The following is a 16,608-nucleotide window of genomic DNA, read 5'->3' as shown; positions in this document are numbered from 1 at the left end:
ATGGCACTCGCGGGAGGGTCAGACGCAGTGCAGGTAAGCGTCGGGAGTCCGCCGCCCGGAATCAAGACCGCGGAGGACTTTCGGCAGCACCCCGCTGTACAGGACCCCGAGCCGCTGCGTCGCCCGCGTCAGCGCGACGTACAGTTCCGCCTCACCGTTCGGGCCTTCGGCGAGGATCCGCGCCGGCTCGACCACCAGGACGGCGTCGTACTCCAGCCCCTTGGCCGCGGACGGCGCGATCGCGCCGGGCACTCCCGGCGGCCCGATGACGACCGACGTCCCCTCTCGCCCCGCCTCTTCGCGGACGAACCCGGCGACGGCGTCCTCGATGTCCACTTCGGACAGTCGACGCGCCCACGGCCGAACCCCGCACGAACGCACCGATTCCGGCGGAACGACGTCCGGCGCGAAACTCGCCAGCAATGACGCCGCCACCGCCATGATCTCCGACGGCGTCCGGTAGTTGACGGTCAGTTTCCGGTACACCCACCGATCGGCGACGTACCTCGAGAGCATCTCGTCCCACGATCGAGCGCCGGACGGCGACCGGCGCTGCGCGAGATCCCCGACGACGGTGAACGACCGGCTGGGACAGCGCCGCATCAGCACCCGCCAGTCCATTTCGGACAGTTCCTGTGCCTCGTCGACGACCACGTGCCCATAGGTCCATTCCCGGTCGGCGGCGGCGCGTTCCGCGAGATCCCGCTCGTCGCGTTCGGCGAACCGGTCCGCCAGTTCCTCCGCCATCAGCACGTCCGTCGGCCGCAGCGCGAACTCGTAGTCGTCGTGGTCGTCCTCGACCTCGACGATTTCCAGCACCCGCTCCGCGTATTCCTTGCGCGCCAGCCGCCGCCGTTCCTCCGCCCGGCGCTCGGCGGTGCGGTCACGGCCGAGCAGTTCGACGGCTTCGTCCAGCAACGGCACGTCGGACACCGTCCACGCGTCCGCGTCCTCACGGAACAGCGCCGGATCGGCCCCGGCCGCCCGCAACCGCTCCGGCGAGGCGTACAGGTCGGCCAGCAGCCGCTGCGGCGTCAGCGACGGCCAGAGCCGATCGAGCACCGCGCCGAGGTCCTCGCTGGCCTCCAGGTCACGACGGGCGTTCTCGAGCATCTCCGGACGGGTGTGCCGATCGTCCGCCGGCAGCCAGCCCGCGCCGATCCGGTCGACCGCGCGGACGGCGAGCGCGGCGATCATCGTGCGTTCGAAGACCGCCTTGGCCTCGTTGTGCAGCAGGCCGCTTTCCCTGGCCACCTCGCGCGCGGCGGCCGCGAGCCCGGCGTCCAACGGCACGGTGACGTCGTCGAGCTCGATCGGCTCCGGTTCGGCGGGCAGTTCCTGCCGGTCCGCCACGGCCGCCGCGAGCACGTCCAGGATCGCCAGCGAACCCTTGATCCGCTGGACCGGCGGCGGATCCTCCCGTTCGGTGCGCAGACCGGCGACGAGGTCGCCAGGCGTCGCGAAGACGGCGCTGGTCTCGCCGAGCGACGGCAGGACCCGGCCGATGTGGTCGAGGAAGCCACTGCTGGGCCCGACCACGAGCACGCCGCGGCGCTCCATGCGTTCCCGTTTCGTGTACAGCAGATACGCCACGCGATGCAATGCCACCGCCGTCTTCCCGGTGCCGGGGCCGCCCTCCACCACCACGACACCCGAGTGGTCGAGCCGGATGATCTCGTCCTGCTCGGCCTGGATCGTCGCGACGATGTCCCGCATCCCCTCGCCGCGCGGCGCGTTGACCGCGGCCAGGAGCGCGACATCGCCCCGTTCCCCCTCCGCTTCCGGACGGCCGAAGACCTCGTCGGTGAAGTCGAGGACCTCACGCCCGAGGGTGCGGAATTGACGGCGCCTCGCCATTCCTTCGGGTGACGCGCCGGTGGCGCAGTAAAACGCGCGCGACGCCGGCGCACGCCAATCCAGCACCAAGGGTTCGTAGTCGTTCTCTTCGTCGAAAAGACCGATCCGGCCGACGTACGAACGTTCTCCCGAAAGGGCGTCCAAACGACCGAAACAAAGGCCCTCGTCGGCGATCTTCAGCCTGGCCATCTCGCGCGCCTTCGCACCGACGGACACCTCGCGGTCGGACAGCGCGAAGCCTTCTCCGCGCAGCGCACCGGCATACGCCTCGCTCACGCGCACGCGTTCGGTGTCCAGCCGCCCGTAGAGCGACGCCACGTAACGCCGCTCGGATCGCAATTCCTCGTCGTACCCCTGATTTGACAAGTTCCCCTCACAGCGGTTAGACTGACAACACATTCGGCGTACTGATCAGTGAATCTGATTCGGACGCCGATTTTTTATTGTCCCCCGCTTGTCAAGAGGCCCCCCGCATTCCCCCGGAAACGATCGTGCGCGATAATGGGGACGGTCGTCCACCATTACCGCGCACGATCCGCGCGAAACTCAGCCGAGCATGAACTCGCGGGGGTCCAGCGCCCTGCCCACCACGCGGACGTCGCCGAGCCAGCCGTGGAACGCCTGCTCGACGATCGAGTCATAGGCGTAGGCGCCGATCAGCCACGAGCCGCCGGGGTTCGCGATCCCCGCCGCCGTCGTCTTCGGGTTCCGCAGCACCGGGCAGCCGTCGACGTAGAGCGTCGTCCGCCTGCCGTCGTTGACGGCCGCGACGTGGATCCATTCCCGCAACGCCAGTTCGTGCCCCCAGCAGGTGGAGATCCCGTTCTGGTTCACCGGGAACACCGCCCACTGGAACGCGGCACCGTCCGAAAGGGACAGTGTGGCCGACGGCTCGCCGGGATCGTCGCCGGTCTTGCCCGCCTTGCCGCCCGAGCCCTGCCTGCCGAAGATCGCGGCCCAGGAATGCTTGCCGTCCTTGAAATCCTCGGGCAGTTTCACGAACGCCTCGACGGTGTAGCCGCGGGCGAACGTCTCCGCGTTCATCGGCGCCGAGTCCGCCGTGCGCAGGTACCCGCCGCGAGCCGGTTTCTTGCCGCCGTCGAACCGGAGGCTCGACCTCGACGGCTGACGCGGGGAGAACTCGCCGGAGAACCGCAACGCCTCGGGCGCGCTACCCGGCAGGGTCACCCGGACCAGGTCGTTGCCCCGGCCCGAAAGGTCACGGACACCGTCCACGGGCGCCCCGTCACGGCCCTCGAATCGCCAGTACGCCACGGTCCCGCGGATCAGCTGGCGTTCGGCGGGCCGCGCGGGCGGCACCGGGACCGGCGCGAACCCCGCGAACCTCGCTTCGAAGTCGATCTCCAGGCTGAAGTAGTCCGCCGGGCCGGTGCGTTCGATCTCCTGCCGCTGCAGTTCGTTCAGCCGCGGCGCCTGGTCCGCGAGCCACGGCGAGACCGTGCGGACGTCGATCACGTTGCGCGCGAGGTCGAACCGGTAGAGCCGGATCATCGCGCTGCCGCCGTAGTAGCGGTCCTGGTAGTTCGTGATGTGCAGATGGACGTCGTGGCCCGCCTTGTTCTGCTTCACCATGCGTCCGGGCGGCCAGTAGTGCCCGTTGAGCGTCAGGAAGATCTGGTCGTTGCCGTCGACCAGTTCGTCCCACACCTTCTGCCCGAACTCCGAGAACTGCGCCTGCCCGGCCTCGTCGGCCCATACCAATTCATGGATGGTCAGGATGGCCGGAAGCCGCGGATTCCGCGCCAGCACCGACCGCGCCCACTCCAGCCCGCCCGCCGACGGCCGCCAGTCGAGCGCGAGCAGCAGCCACTCACGTCCGCCCGCACGGAAGGCGTGGTGGCTGTTGTAGCCGTCCGGGCTCGCGCCGCGGAAGGTCCGCGAACCGCGCTGCCGCTGCGGCCCGAAGGCGTCGAGGTACGGCGTGCGGCCGCGCTGGTCGTCGGTCGAGGACTTGATGTCGTGGTTGCCCGCCAGCGTGCTGTACGGGAACCGGCGTCGGTCCAGGTGCTGGAAAGACCGGCTGATCTGGTCGAACTCGCCCGGCTGCCCGTTCTCGGTGAGATCGCCGAGATGCGCCAGGAAGACGATGTTCTCGTCGCCGCCGGTGACGTACCGCAGCGTCGCGTCCAACGGCGCGGGGTCGCCGCGGTCGGCGTCGAAGAGGTACTGCGTGTCGGGCAGGACCGCGAGGCTGAAGCGGCCGTCTTCGGTGTCGGGGCCACGCCCGAAGGCCGCCGAAGCGGCCGGGGCGCCGAGCGTGGGTAACGCGGAGACCGCCGCACCGGCGCCGAGCAGGCCCGCGCCGCGCAGGAAGGTCCGTCTGGATGAGTCGTTCACGGCCGCAACCTACGGTCGCGGAGGCAACGCGTCCCGAACCGCGGGTGAACACTTGCCCCGCTCGGTAGCTTCGTCCCATGGGGAACGTCAAACGCTGGCCCGTGCTCGCCGGGGTCGGTGTGGTGGTGGCCGCGGCAGGCTGGTGGATCGTGGACGAGATGCCGACGGTGGACGACGCCGTCGCCCGCGAGGCGCTGCCGCCGATCGACGAGCATCTGCGCGCGCTCGCCGGTTCCGGTGCGGCGGGAAGCCGCTGGGTGTGCACGCAGAAGGTGATCGAGACCCGGCCGGAGCGCGAACAGGTCAAGATCGGCCTGGTCGCGAGCTGCGACGAGGTGACCAAGGACGGCGACGGGCTCGTGACGCTCGGCGGATTCCGCCGCCAGCCGATGGTGTACCGCGTCGAACGCGTTCCCGGCGGGTTCCGCGTGCTCGACCGGAAGTTCGCGGAGGACGGCGCCGGCTACTCACATTCGGTCAAGGAGATGTTCTCCTGGGTCGGCGCCCGCCGGGTCTTGGGCGGCGCGAGCCCGGACGACCCTCGGAGCGTTTCGGCCGCCGCGTTCGGCCTGCCCGAAAGCACCCCGGTGCGCACCGGGCGGTGATCAGTCGCCGTTGCGGTCGATCTTCTTCGGCACGACGAACCACATGACGACGAACAGCACCGCCGACACCACGCCGAGGATCGTCATCGCGATCGGGCCGTAGACGACCTTGGCGATGAGCGCGACGGTCGTGGTGATGGCGGCCGCCAGGCAGCCGAGGCCGACCAGGACCGAACGATTGCCGACGGTGAGGATCCGCTCACGGTTCCCCGTGCGGAACAGCAGCCGGTGCCAGGCGGCCGGCGCCGTCAGCAACACGGTCGAGCAGACCGTGAGCAGGACGGCCGTCAGGTGAACGGACTTCTCGAACCCGCTCGCGTTGTGGAACTCGTCGGTGAACACCACCGTGAGCAGGAAACCGAAGAGGATCTGGACACCGGCCTGCGCGACCCGCAGCTCCTGCAGGAGCTCACTGACGTTGCGGGTCAGGCGCTCGTTCTTCGTCTCGCCGGTGTGCTCGACCATGCGGCGGCTCCAAGACCATCGGTTGACGCCTGACCTTTTCGTGCCAGCCGAGCGACGTCACTGACACGACCACGACGGCGAGGCCCAGCCACTGAGTACCCGACAATTCGGCGTTCAAGCACAATACGCCGATCACGGCCGCGGTGACGGGGAACGCGAGCTCGGCCAGCGTCGCCCTCGCGGCGGGCGTCGACCGCAGGCCCAGGTAGTACAGGCTCAGCGCCAGCAGGCCGGGGACCAGGGCGAGCAGGCCGAGCCCGAGCGCGTTGTCCCAGCCGACCGCGAACTCGCCGCCCTGGTACGCCACGATGCCCGCCGCGACCGGGAGCCCGACGGTGAAGCGCAGCGTGGTGACCTCCTTCGGCGCCAGTTCGGTGGAAAGCAGCCGTCCGAGCACCGTGCCCGCCGCCCACAACGCGGCCGCGCCGACCGCCAGCAGCGCCGCCTTCGCCGCGGCGAGCTGGATGTTCAGCGGATCCTTGAACGCCAGCAGCCAGGCGCCGAGCAACGCCGGGATCGCGAAGAAGGCGTACCCGGGGCGGACCCGCTCACGGAGGACGAAGTATGCCGCCAGCACGGCGAACACCGGCTGGAGCTTCTGCAGCACCAGCGGCGTCACCGGGTCGCCCAGTTTGAAGGCCGCGGTGAACATCGCCGTCGCGAGCGCGGAGGATCCGCCGCCGATGGCGAGCACGGCCAGCCATTCCCGCGGGCCGGTCCGGCGCAGCGCGCGGAAGGCGCCGGGGATGAAGGGGCTCAGCACGAGCACCACCAGCAGGTGCTCCCAGAAGACGACCGTGGCCGCCGGGAGCGCCTCGGCCAGCGGAAGCCGCAGAAGCCCGTCTGTGCCCCAAAGAGCGGCGGCGACCGCGACCAGCCAGGTGCGATCCGGAGGGTTGCTACTCACGTGTCCTGCCCATAGTTTGAGAATGATCGCCCGACCGAGTGACCGCTCTGGCGTGTCCGATTCGTGCGGACTAGGCAAGGGGCATGCGCCCCGTCCCCGCACTCGCCCTCGTCCTGTCCGCGGCCGCACTGGCCCTGACCGCCGGCGCCGGGCCGGCCACCGCCGTCCCCGGCTCCCGGGTCCATGTCATCACCGCAAAGAGCGGCCTGACCATCTACAAACCCGACCTGGTGCCGCCCGGCGCCCGCGCGCACGTCTTCGGGTTGACCTCCAAGGCCTTCGGCACCTCGACCGCGATCCTCGTGACCGGCCTGCTGCCCAACCGCGAATACGGCGCCCACGCGCACACGAAGCCGTGCGGTGCCACCGGTGATCTCGCCGGCCCGCACTACCAGAACGTCGAAGACCCGGTGAAGCCGTCGGTGGACCCGGCCTATGCCAACCCCCGCAACGAGATCTGGCTCGACCTCACCTCCGACGCCACCGGCCGCGGCGTCGCCGTGTCCAAAGTGGACTGGACGTTCACCGACCGGCGCGCGAACTCGATCGTGATCCACGAAACGCATACGCACACCGACCCGGGCCACGCCGGGACCGCGGGGGCCCGGCTGGCCTGTGTGACGGTCGGCTTCTAGAAACCCCAGGTGCGTTCCGGCCGGATCCTGATCCGGACGCTGTACTCGCGGTCGAACTTCGGGACGTCGTAGTCGATCGCCGGGTAGTGCTTCTCGTACTTGGCGAGGAAGCCCGGCTGTTCCGACGCGAGACCGTCCGGCAGGATCTCGGCCTTGCCGCCGATCACCAGGATCGAGCCCCCGTGCTCGTCGCTGTTGAAGTGGAGGCTGACCTCGGAGTTGGCTTCGATGTGGCGGGTCTTCGCCGTGTCCGGCTGACTGAAGACGATGAAATCCTCACCGTCGAGCACGAACCACACCGGGCGGGGCGAAGGGCGTCCCTTCGGGCTGATCGTGGTCAGCCAGGCGACGTTCTCCTTCGCCCGCTCGGCGAGCCGCGGATCGGGTTGGTAGGTCATGCACCGACCAACCACGACCCCGCGGCTTTTCTTCCGCGTCCGCTCAGCGAGACGCGACGAGTTTCGCGTACCGCGTCCCCGCGCCGAGCAGCACCAGGCCGGCGATGAGGAAGGCGGCGACCCTGGCCAGGCCGTCGAGCGCGGAGAGGTCGAACAGGACCAGTTTCAGCACCGCCGCGCCGACCAGCACGAACCCGATCACCCGCAGGTTGACCGCCGAGATGCCACGGATGAGCAGCACCAGCGCGGCGACCGTCCACGACACCGTGATCACCACGTGGCCGAGCAGGAAGCCCGACCGGCCGGGAACCACCAGCAGCGCGCCGGCCAGCACCATCGCGCCCGCGCCGTAGAGCCCGCAGACCCCGGCGAAGAGCCACGGCACCACGTTCTCCGCCGCGCCCTTGAACAACCCCAATCGGTGCGAGACCCACGGAAGGGTGATCGAGGCGGCCAAGATCGCCAGCGCCACCAGGAACGCGGCGGCGAGGTCGGCGTCCGGCCGGTTGCGGACCAGGAAGAACAGCGTCGGCGGGACGTCGAGGACCAGCGCGATCATGCCGCCGATGACGGCGAACCCGAGGCCGCCGAAGAGCGCCACGTGCTTCTTCGTCCACAGCGCGACCAGGGCCAGCAGGACCGCTTCGCCGATGAGGATCCCTGAACGGGCACTGCCGTCGAACAGCGTCATCGTCGTCTGCAGGGCCGCGACGAGCCCGGCGGCTCCGGCGAGCTCACCCGTCCAGCCGTCGAGCCACTGCCCGACCGCCCACACCGCGAGCAGCACCAGCGCGACCGAGGCGGTGACGAGCACGGCCGGGGTCTTCGGGAGGAACAGCGCGGCGAGCAACGACGGGGCGGGGGCGACGGCGAGCAGGGCGAGCCCGGCGGCGTCTCCCGGCCGCTTGAGGGTGACGATCAGGGCCAGCGAGAGAGCGGTGCCACCCGCGGCCAGCGCGGCGGCGGTGTTGGCCGTGCTGCCGCCCAAGCCGACGAACGCCGTGCTGCAGACCGAGGCGAGCAGCGGCGGGATCCCGGACGCGACCGCGACCGACGGCCACGACTGGCGCAGCTGCACCGGCGTCGAAGCGATCTGGACGACAAGAAGGAACGCGACCAGCTGCGGGGTGAACCCCTGCGTGATGATCGGCGCGCAGATCACACAGCCGAGCACGACGGCCGTCGCGAGCAGCGACGACTCCCACCGCACGGCCAGCAGCAACCCGCCGACCGCGATCACGAGCCCGATCGCGAGACCGGCGTAAGCCGGGAGGTACTCGTACATCGTCGTCGCCGCGATGGCGTCGAGGTACAGCGCGCCGATCCCGGTCGCGGCGAGCGCGAACGCCCCCGTGCGGCCCGCCGGCGTGCGGTGAAGGCGGAGGCCGATCCCGACCAGCGCCGCGCCGAGCACGGCACCGCCGATCACCCGCGGCACCGGGCCGAACCAGCCACGCTGGATCGCGAGCACGAGGAACAGCACGATGCCGAGCAACGTGACCGCGCCGCCGATCCAGGCCAGCAGCCTGCTGCCGGCGCCCTCCTTGCCCAGCTTCTCGGCGAGCGACACCTTCGGGGCGGGCTGGTACGGGCGGTAGGGCTGCTGCGGCTGCTGCTGTTGGTACTGCTGCCACTGTGCGTACTGGGCCTGCTGGTGGTGCCGGCCCTGGTAGTGCGGGTGCGGGTAGTAGTGCTGGTACGGCTGCTGGGGCATCTGGGGCTGCTGCGGCTGGGCCTGGTGCGGCACCTGGGGCTGCTGCGGTTGCCCGGCCTGCGGCTGCTCTGCCTGCGGTGCCGTTGCCTGCTGCTCTTCCTGCTGCTCGGCGGGCTTTTCGGCCTGCTCAGGCGCCTCTTCGTGCTTCGGCTCCGCCGCGGACCGGACGGTCCGCAGCTCGGTGCCGACCCGCGCGAGGCGGGCCCCAAGGTCGTCGATCTCCCCGGCGAGCCTGAGGAGCACATCCCCATCGGTGGTCATGGCGATCAGCATGCGGCCTGACGCGCGCCGAGGGATCCGTAGCACTACTCAATCGTGATGACGATGTGGTCGCGACCTGCAAGATCATCGCGATCGGGCCTGCCTGCCTCCGTGGATCTGCCGATGTTGGCGTCGCTGATCTGCCGTGATGCGCAGCGGCAACGAGGCGGCCTCCTTCCTCCGATCTCGGGAGATCTCCAGCCCGCAGTTGACGCTTGCGAGAGGTCATCAAGAAGATCGCCGTCGCTGCCAGGCGGCAACGCGCGGCGTCGATCCTGGACGTGAAGGTGCCAAGCGCACCAACTGGGCGAGGTCTTCGCCGTCGACATCTTCAAGGAATGCGAGGGCGTCCTGGGGAAAGGACGGTGGAAGGGGTGAAGACCTATCACGCCGAAGTCACTCGCGATGGCAGGTTCTGGCTCATCCGTGTCCGCGAGATCGACCGTTCGGCCCAGGCTCTCCGCTACAAGGACGTCGTGACGATGGCCAACGAGCTCATCGAGATCATGGACAGCGTCAAGGAGGACGAGTACGACCTACATCTCGAAGTACACCTGCCGAGTTCGGTGAAGGACCATCAAGCCCGCGCCAAGGTCCTTCGCGAAGAGGCCCAGCTCAAGCAGGCCGAAGCGGCCGCGGAACACCGTGCGGCCGTTCAAGAACTGCTTGCTCTTGGCGTTTCACAACGCGAAGCGGGTGAAGTACTCGGCATGTCCTTCCAGCGAGTCAGCCAGTTGGCGAAGTCGTCCTGATCTGCCGATGACCGCGCACGGACCACTCACGCCCGGCGACGATCTCACGGAGCACTGTGTGGATTTTGGGACATCTGACGTCCCAAAATCCACACGGTCACGCAGGGAGCCAAACGTCAGGCCCGGGCGCCGGACACTCACAGTTGATCCACCGGTCCGGGTTCAGGCCGGAGACCGATCCTGTCGAACTCCTCTTCGAAGGCGTCCGGTCTGTGCGCTTCGAAAACCTTCACTTCCCCGAGCTGACCGTATGGAGAGACGAAGACGAAGTCATCGAGAACGAGAAGTACCGGATGTACAACCTGCGGATCGAATTGAGATCCCCGAAGCACACGGGCGTGATCACCGCCGGTCGCATGACCTACATCGACGGGACCTATCCCGACGGGCAGCTGAAATGGACTGTGATCGCCCCGCGCGGCGAGGAAATCGGCGGCGGAGCCCGGCCCACCTGCGAGTGACAGACACCACAGGCGACAATGGAGGACGTGACAGCCACCCTGAGCAAGCCCAGCCTGAAGATCGGCCCCTACGAGGTCGATCCGCCGGTCGTGCTCGCTCCCATGGCGGGCATCACCAACGTCGCGTTCCGGCAGCTGTGCCAGGAGTACGGCGCCGGCATCTACGTCTGCGAGATGATCACCGCCCGCGCGGTGGTCGAACGCCACCCCGGCACCATGCACATGATGACCTTCGGCGAGAACGAAAAGCCCAGGTCCATGCAGCTTTACGGGGTCGACCCGAAGACCATGGCCGAGGCCGTCCGCATCATCACCGGCGAGGGGCTCGCCGACCACATCGACAGCAACTTCGGCTGCCCGGTGGCGAAGGTGACGCGCAAGGGCGGCGGCGCGGCGTTGCCGTTCAAGCGCAAGCTGTTCGCCGACATCGTGCGCGAGTCGGCGAAGGCGGCGGCCGAGGCGGGGGTGCCGTTCACGGTCAAGTTCCGGGTGGGCATCGACGACGACCACCTGACCTACCTCGACGCCGGGCGCATCGCCGAGGCCGAGGGCGCGGCGGCGGTCAGCCTGCACGCGCGCACCGCCGCGCAGCGCTACTCCGGCCAGGCCGACTGGACGAAGATCGCGGCGCTCAAGGAGGCCGTCACCAGTATCCCGGTGCTCGGCAACGGCGACATCTTCTCCGCCGAGGACGCGCTGCGCATGGTCGACGAGACCGGTTGCGACGGTGTCGTCGTCGGCCGTGGTTGCCTGGGCAGGCCGTGGCTGTTCGGCGAGCTGGAGGCCGCCTTCGCCGGTCGTCCGCAGCCGACGCCGCCGAATCTCGGCGAGGTCGCGAAGGTGCTGCGCCGCCACACGGAACTGCTCGTCGAGCACGACGGCCACGACAAGGCCATGCGCGACATCCGCAAGCACATGGCTTGGTACTTCATGGGTTTCCCGGTCGGTTCGGAGCTGCGACGCGGCTTCGCGATGCTGTCCAGCATGGACCAGCTCGACGACCTGATCGCCAAGCTCGACCACGACGCGCCGTTCCCCACCGCGGCCACCGGTCCGCGCGGGCGGCAGGGTTCGCCGGGCAAGGTCACGCTGCCGCACGGCTGGCTCGACGACCCGGACGACGACTGCGTCCCCGAAGCCGAGGACATGCACTCGGGCGGCTGAACCGGAAAACGCTCCCGCCGGGCGGCGGGAGCGTTTCGTTCAGGACTCAGGTTCCCCTGGTCTTGTAGGCGAACTTCCACTGGTCGTGGTCGACCTCGAAGCACCGCATGGTGATCGTGTAATACCGGGCCATGTTGCTCTGCTCGATGAGACACGCTTCGTAGGTCGGGTACGGCCCGAGATGACAACCCGGGTTGCCGTCACAGACCCCGAGCACCGAAACCGGTGCTTCCTGCGCGACCGCGACATTCGCCGCGGTGACACCGATTCCGCCCGCGAGCGCGACGGAAGCGGCGCCGACGGCGAGCCGGCGCCTCCAACTGTTCGACATGTGATACCCCAGTTTCCCCAGTGCGGCCGAAGATCGGCAGCGCGCTCATTAGACGATCAAGGAACACTCGTCGTCAATCCCTTGCCGCCTGCCGGAAACCCGGGACCCGTAAAGTCGGCGTCGTGATCGAGCAGCTGAGCATCCCCACCGCGGCCGGTTCCTTCGACGCCATCGCGGCGGGCCCCGAGGACGGCCGCCCCGTCCTGCTGCTGCACGGGTTTCCCGAGGCCGCGGTGGAATGGGAGCACCAGGTCGCGACGCTCGGCGTGCTCGGCTATCGCGCGGTCGCCCCGGATCAGCGCGGCTACTCCCCGGGCGTCCGGCCGGAACAGGCCTCCGAATACGGGATCGACGACCTCGTCGGTGATGTCATCGCGATCGCGGATCGCTTGGGGTGGAACGAATTCGATCTCGTCGGACACGACTGGGGCGGCGCCGTCGCGTGGTGGACGGCCGACGCGCATCCCGGCAGGCTCCGCAGTCTCGCGGTGATTTCGACACCGCATCCGGCGGCGCTGGCGGAGGCCATGAAGACCGACGAGGACCAGCACCTCCGGTCGGCCTACATGACCGAATGGCGGCAGACCCGCGTCACCGAACGGCGGATGCTCGAGAACAACGCCGACGCGCTGCGCCGCATGTTCGACTGGAAAGTGCCGCCGAGCAAGATCGACGAGTACGTCCAGCGCCTGTCCGAGCCGGGCGCGCTGACCGCCGCGCTCAACTGGTATCGCGCCGGCCGTCCCGGCGGGAAGATCGGGCCGATCGAGGTCCCGACGCTCTACGTCTGGAGCACCGAGGACGCCGCCTTCGGTTCGACGGCCGCGCTCGACACCGCGAACCGGGTCACCGGGCCGTACCGCTTCGAGATGATCGAGGACGTCTCTCACTGGGTCGTGGAGGAGGCTCCCGAAGCCGTCACATCTTTGCTCGTGGAGCACCTTTCGTCCCACTAACAGGGGTAACTCTGGTCGCGGTACCGGTTACAGCGAGCCTGCTGGTTCAGTGGGGCCGATGAACAACATGACCGAAGTGGACACCGAACGCATCGTCTACGTCACCGAGGACGGCGAGCCGACCGGCGAAACCGCGCCCAAACTGGCCGCGCACCACGAGCACACCCGGCTGCACCTGGCGTTCTCGTGCTACCTGCTGCGCGGCAGCGACCAGGCCCTGCTGATCACCAGCCGCGCCGCCACCAAGAAGGTGTGGCCCCGCGTGTGGACCAACAGTGTCTGCGGGCACCCCGCACCGGGTGAACCGATCGAGGAGGCCGTCCGGCGCCGCGCCGCCTTCGAGCTCGGGCTGCCCCGGCTGAACGGGCTCCGGTGCGTCCTTCCGGCCTACCGTTACTCCACGCCGCCGTTCGAAGGCGTGGTCGAGAACGAGTTCTGCCCGGTCTTCGTCGCCTGGGTCGACGAAGATCCGGAACCGCATCCCGACGAGGTCGGCGACTGGCGGTGGCTGAGCTGGAATGATTACGCACTGTTGCTGAATGACGATGTGACTGACGTGAGTTACTGGGCAAAGGATCAGTTTTCCCAGCTCAAGGACGCCGAGCCGTTTTCGTCCTTACGGAACGGCACTTCGGTGCGTGACAATGGCGCCGAACCGTCGTCCTCTTGAGCGATATTCACTTTGGCCCGTACTCATACCTCAAGAGATCCCTCCTATACGACGAAAACCAATTCGTGGCGGAGGTGAGCGTGGCAGCCGACGACGAGGCCGCGCTCCCACCGGGCGCGCCGACCACCGATCTGCTCAGCCTCCACGAGTCGATCGCCGGGGTATTGGCCACGCAGGGCGACTGGCGACGCGCGTACCACCACCTCAAATCCGCCTTCGACCTCGCCAGGGCGGGCAACCTGCGGGACACGCTGACGTCGAGCTACAACCGCCGCTACCTCGACCAGTGGCTGCACGGCCCGGCCGTCGACCACCGCGGCCCGCCCGGCGTCGCGATCGCGCTGGTCGACCTCGACCTGTTCAAGGACGTCAACGACACGTTCGGGCATCTGGTGGGCGATCGGGTGCTCCGCGAGGTGGCCGACCTGCTGCAACAGGGACTTCCGCCGGAGGCGTTCTGCGCCCGCTACGGCGGCGAGGAGTTCGCGCTCGTCATCCCGGACGTCGACGCCGCCCGCGCCGTGCGCATCGCCGACACCGCCCGCATCCGGGTGGCCCGCCATCCGTGGCGCCGCATCCGCCCCGGTCTCTCGGTGACGATCAGCGTGGGGCTCGCGCACGAAAGCCGGATGGAGCCGGATCTCGCGGCCGAACCGGAACGGCAGTTGCGCAGTGCCGACGCTTTGTTGTACATGGCGAAACGGGCCGGACGAAACAAAGTGGCGTATCGGGATAAGGAATCTTCACGCACGATTCCTCATCCGGTGAACGCCGCGGAGTCCGCCGGCGCCTAGCCCACTCGGCGCCCACTCACACAGTCACCGTTCGCACTCTGCGTAGTGGTTTCGAACCTTTTAACGCAGCTTTAACCACGACCGCTCACCCGATCGCATGGACCGTTCGGCGCTTCTCGGTACCTTGGGTGAAGAAAATTCCGGGATGGTTGTCGTCACGAACCTGAGGTGTCCGTACGATAACGAAAGAGCTTCGACGCCAGGCCTGAAAGGAGACCGAGTGCCCGACGAGCACCACACCCCGGGGACCGGTCGCCACAGCAACACCGACAGGAACGCCGGTGAGCGCGGCCGCAGGGCTCGACGCCGCTCGATGGACACCCACGGCGGGATCAGCGTTTCCGACGTCGTCGCACGTCATACCGGTGAACGCCCGATCTTCGACCCCTCCGCCGAGCCGCCCGCGCCGCGACGGCTCCGGCAGAGCGAGCCTTCTCCGGCGCCTCCGAGACCCGGTGCGCGAGCCGCCCGGACGGAGCCTCCCGCGCCTCGACGCCCGCGGCCCGCCGCCCCCGCCGAGAGCCCGGCACCCGCGCCTCGCGCGGCCAAACCCGCCCCGCCGCGTGCCCAGACGCCGCCGCGGAGCCCGCAGCCCGACGAAGCTCCTCGCCCGCCTCGCGCGCGCCAGCCGCGCCGCACTCCGCAGGCCGCGCCCAGTCCCGAGGCGCCCACGCAGCGCCGCCCGCCGGTGGTGAACCCCGGCGCCCAGCAGCAGCCCGCGGTACCGCCGCCCCCGCGCCGTCCCCGCCGCCCGGCGCAGCGGCCGGTGCAGCAGGCGCCCGCCCCGCAATCGCCGGGTGTCCCGCCGCGGTCCGAGATGGACCGGCTCACCATGACCGACGAGCTCGAGGCGATCGACGACGCGACGATCATCAAGCGCAAGATCGACCACACGCTCGCCCGGTTCTCCGCCGCGCACGACGAACTCGAGGCCGAAGAGGCCAAGAAGCGCGAGCGCCGCGAGCGGCTCGCCTTGCGCCCCGCCGCCCTGCTGGAGCAGACCCGCACGGCGCTGCAACGGGTGGTCACGACCGCCGACCCCGAGCCTGCCGAGGAATCCGCGCCGCAGACCCGGCTGCAGGAGAAGAAGGAACGCAAGACCAGGCAGACGGCCAAGGCGGGCCGGATCACCGCCGCCGTGGTCGCGGCGCTCGTGTTCCTCTCCATCGGTTCGGCGTGGGGCGCCCAGACCTGGTTCGACGCGAAGTTCAACACCGTCGCTTCGCTCGACGAGGACTCGGCCGACATCCAGGACGCCGCGGGCCAGACCGGTGACGAGAACTTCCTGATGGTCGGCTCCGACACCCGTGACGGGGCGGCCGCCGAAGACGGTGTCGGCGACGCCGACGGCACCCCGGGCGCCCGCTCGGACACGGTCATGATCGCGCACGTCCCCGCCGACAGGCAGCGGGTCGTCATGGTGTCGTTCCCGCGCGACCTCGAGATCAGCCGCCCCGAATGCAAGCGCTGGGACCCGGCGACGTCGTCGTATTCGGACGAGACCTCGCCGGCGCAGAAGATCGCGAAGCTGAACACCGCCTACGCGGTCGGCGGCCCGCAGTGCGTCACGAAGGTGATCCAGCAGATCACCGGCATGAAGATGAACCACTTCGTCGGGATCGACTTCAACGGCTTCAAATCCATGGTCGACGCCGTGCAGGGCGTCACCGTGTACAACGAGAAGCCGATCGACGACACCACGCTCGGCATGATCATCCCGCAGGCGGGCGAGGTGCGGATCTCCGGCGACCAGGCGCTGAACTACGTCCGGGCCCGGCACGTCAAGGGTGACCCGACGTCCGACTACGGCCGGATCAAACGGCAGCAGGCCTTCCTCGGCGCGCTGCTGAAGACGGTGATGTCGAAGGACGTCATCCTGGACACCGGCAAGCTCAGCGGTTTCATCGACGCGTTCGCCAAAGCCACCTTCGGCGAGAACCTCGGCATCAAGCAGATGATGACGCTGGCGAAGTCGATGCGCGGGATGGGCTCGGACAAGGTCAAGTTCCTCACCGTGCCCACCACCGAAGAGGCGAACAAGCGCGGCAACGAGGTGCTGCTGCAGAGCAAGGCGAAGGCCGTCTTCGACGCGTTGATCAACAACACCCCGCTGGAAGAGAAGGCCCCGGCCCCTCCAGCGAGCGATACCGCGTCGCCCCCGACCAGCTCCGCCAAGTCGGGCGGCGCCAAGAAGAGCAGCAGCTCAGGCTGAGGATCATTCGTTAGTCCGGGTTCACGTCAGGTTCACTCTGGGATGCGGCTTTTGGCCCCTGTTCCCCG

General features: G+C 69.0%; 16 protein-coding genes. 9 read left to right on the top strand and 7 right to left on the bottom strand.

All coding sequences use genetic code 11. The annotated features are described in order from the left end of the window. Nucleotides 1–18 precede the first annotated feature (18 nt). Nucleotides 19–2,223, bottom strand: a complete 2,205-nt coding sequence (gene helR, locus AVR91_RS01315) for an RNA polymerase recycling motor ATPase HelR (protein WP_267284088.1) — start codon at nucleotides 2,221–2,223, stop codon at nucleotides 19–21. 180 nt (nucleotides 2,224–2,403) lie between these two features. Then, nucleotides 2,404–4,215, bottom strand: a complete 1,812-nt coding sequence (locus tag AVR91_RS01310) for a LamG-like jellyroll fold domain-containing protein (protein ID WP_063271755.1) — start codon at nucleotides 4,213–4,215, stop codon at nucleotides 2,404–2,406. Nucleotides 4,216–4,292: 77 nt separating this feature from the next. Here AVR91_RS01310 and AVR91_RS01305 point away from each other — a divergent pair, with 77 nt between their 5' ends. Next, a complete protein-coding gene (locus AVR91_RS01305; RefSeq protein ID WP_063271756.1) occupies nucleotides 4,293–4,820 on the top strand; it encodes a hypothetical protein in 528 nt (175 codons plus the stop codon). On the opposite strand, the gene AVR91_RS01300 is transcribed toward AVR91_RS01305, so the two are convergent. Both AVR91_RS01300 and AVR91_RS01295 read right to left on the bottom strand, forming a co-directional pair. Further along, entirely contained in the window at nucleotides 4,821–5,285 is a 465-nt protein-coding gene (locus tag AVR91_RS01300; protein ID WP_063271757.1) for a DUF6328 family protein, read from the bottom strand. Further along, on the bottom strand, nucleotides 5,230–6,192 hold the full coding sequence (locus AVR91_RS01295; protein WP_063271758.1) for a DMT family transporter: 963 nt from the start codon (nucleotides 6,190–6,192) through the stop codon (nucleotides 5,230–5,232). Before AVR91_RS01295 ends, AVR91_RS01300 begins: the two co-directional genes overlap by 56 nt. An 83-nt stretch (nucleotides 6,193–6,275) precedes the next feature. Here AVR91_RS01295 and AVR91_RS01290 point away from each other — a divergent pair, with 83 nt between their 5' ends. Beyond that, nucleotides 6,276–6,827 (top strand): superoxide dismutase family protein, encoded by a 552-nt coding sequence (locus AVR91_RS01290; RefSeq protein ID WP_063271759.1) that lies wholly within the window; start codon nucleotides 6,276–6,278, stop codon nucleotides 6,825–6,827. Here the strand turns inward: AVR91_RS01290 and AVR91_RS01285 are convergent. After that, on the bottom strand, nucleotides 6,824–7,225 hold the full coding sequence (locus tag AVR91_RS01285) for a TIGR03667 family PPOX class F420-dependent oxidoreductase (RefSeq protein WP_063271760.1): 402 nt from the start codon (nucleotides 7,223–7,225) through the stop codon (nucleotides 6,824–6,826). The two genes, AVR91_RS01290 and AVR91_RS01285, sit on opposite strands and share 4 nt — an antisense overlap. Before the next feature lie 43 nt (nucleotides 7,226–7,268). Then, entirely contained in the window at nucleotides 7,269–9,212 is a 1,944-nt protein-coding gene (locus AVR91_RS01280; RefSeq protein WP_063272608.1) for a DUF2339 domain-containing protein, read from the bottom strand. 362 nt (nucleotides 9,213–9,574) lie between these two features. On the opposite strand from AVR91_RS01280, the gene AVR91_RS01275 reads away from it, so the two are divergent. The 3 genes from AVR91_RS01275 to dusB all read left to right on the top strand — a co-directional run bounded on the left by AVR91_RS01275 (nucleotide 9,575) and on the right by dusB (nucleotide 11,577). Then, nucleotides 9,575–9,952, top strand: a complete 378-nt coding sequence (locus AVR91_RS01275) for a HicB family toxin-antitoxin system (RefSeq protein WP_143253839.1) — start codon at nucleotides 9,575–9,577, stop codon at nucleotides 9,950–9,952. Between the two features lie 212 nt (nucleotides 9,953–10,164). After that, nucleotides 10,165–10,413, top strand: a complete 249-nt coding sequence (locus tag AVR91_RS01270) for a hypothetical protein (RefSeq protein ID WP_143253838.1) — start codon at nucleotides 10,165–10,167, stop codon at nucleotides 10,411–10,413. Nucleotides 10,414–10,431: 18 nt separating this feature from the next. Next, nucleotides 10,432–11,577 carry a tRNA dihydrouridine synthase DusB gene (dusB, locus tag AVR91_RS01265; protein WP_016337992.1) on the top strand — a complete coding sequence of 382 codons (1,146 nt, stop codon included), beginning with the start codon at nucleotides 10,432–10,434 and terminating at the stop codon, nucleotides 11,575–11,577. A 46-nt stretch (nucleotides 11,578–11,623) separates the two neighbouring features. On the opposite strand, the gene AVR91_RS01260 is transcribed toward dusB, so the two are convergent. Continuing rightward, nucleotides 11,624–11,908: a hypothetical protein gene (locus AVR91_RS01260; RefSeq protein WP_037334795.1), complete on the bottom strand. Its 285-nt coding sequence runs from the start codon at nucleotides 11,906–11,908 to the stop codon at nucleotides 11,624–11,626. 122 nt (nucleotides 11,909–12,030) lie between these two features. Here AVR91_RS01260 and AVR91_RS01255 point away from each other — a divergent pair, with 122 nt between their 5' ends. The 4 genes from AVR91_RS01255 to AVR91_RS01240 all read left to right on the top strand — a co-directional run bounded on the left by AVR91_RS01255 (nucleotide 12,031) and on the right by AVR91_RS01240 (nucleotide 16,540). Beyond that, nucleotides 12,031–12,864, top strand: coding sequence for an alpha/beta fold hydrolase (locus AVR91_RS01255; RefSeq protein WP_063272605.1), 834 nt, complete (start codon nucleotides 12,031–12,033; stop codon nucleotides 12,862–12,864). A gap of 58 nt (nucleotides 12,865–12,922) precedes the next feature. After that, a complete protein-coding gene (idi, locus tag AVR91_RS01250) occupies nucleotides 12,923–13,534 on the top strand; it encodes an isopentenyl-diphosphate Delta-isomerase (RefSeq protein ID WP_063272604.1) in 612 nt (203 codons plus the stop codon). Between the two features lie 65 nt (nucleotides 13,535–13,599). Continuing rightward, nucleotides 13,600–14,328, top strand: coding sequence for a GGDEF domain-containing protein (locus AVR91_RS01245; RefSeq protein WP_063272603.1), 729 nt, complete (start codon nucleotides 13,600–13,602; stop codon nucleotides 14,326–14,328). An 817-nt stretch (nucleotides 14,329–15,145) separates the two neighbouring features. Next, nucleotides 15,146–16,540 carry an LCP family protein gene (locus AVR91_RS01240; protein ID WP_063272602.1) on the top strand — a complete coding sequence of 465 codons (1,395 nt, stop codon included), beginning with the start codon at nucleotides 15,146–15,148 and terminating at the stop codon, nucleotides 16,538–16,540. Nucleotides 16,541–16,608: the final 68 nt, after the last annotated feature.

Origin of the sequence: Amycolatopsis keratiniphila subsp. keratiniphila, assembly GCF_001620365.2 — a bacterium.
Taxonomy (GTDB): Bacteria; Actinomycetota; Actinomycetes; order Mycobacteriales; family Pseudonocardiaceae; genus Amycolatopsis; species Amycolatopsis keratiniphila.
This window is presented reverse-complemented; position numbering and strand designations above follow the sequence as displayed.

Coding starts and splice junctions, on each gene's coding strand:
- AVR91_RS01290 (WP_063271759.1), top strand. CDS start 6,276: ATGCGCCCCGTCCCCGCACTCGCCCTCGTCCTGTCCGCGGCCGCACTG.
- AVR91_RS01285 (WP_063271760.1), bottom strand. CDS start 7,225: ATGACCTACCAACCCGATCCGCGGCTCGCCGAGCGGGCGAAGGAGAAC.
- dusB (WP_016337992.1), top strand. CDS start 10,432: ATGGAGGACGTGACAGCCACCCTGAGCAAGCCCAGCCTGAAGATCGGC.
- AVR91_RS01240 (WP_063272602.1), top strand. CDS start 15,146: ATGGACCGGCTCACCATGACCGACGAGCTCGAGGCGATCGACGACGCG.
- AVR91_RS01305 (WP_063271756.1), top strand. CDS start 4,293: ATGGGGAACGTCAAACGCTGGCCCGTGCTCGCCGGGGTCGGTGTGGTG.
- AVR91_RS01260 (WP_037334795.1), bottom strand. CDS start 11,908: ATGTCGAACAGTTGGAGGCGCCGGCTCGCCGTCGGCGCCGCTTCCGTC.
- AVR91_RS01280 (WP_063272608.1), bottom strand. CDS start 9,212: ATGCTGATCGCCATGACCACCGATGGGGATGTGCTCCTCAGGCTCGCC.
- AVR91_RS01300 (WP_063271757.1), bottom strand. CDS start 5,285: ATGGTCGAGCACACCGGCGAGACGAAGAACGAGCGCCTGACCCGCAAC.
- idi (WP_063272604.1), top strand. CDS start 12,923: ATGAACAACATGACCGAAGTGGACACCGAACGCATCGTCTACGTCACC.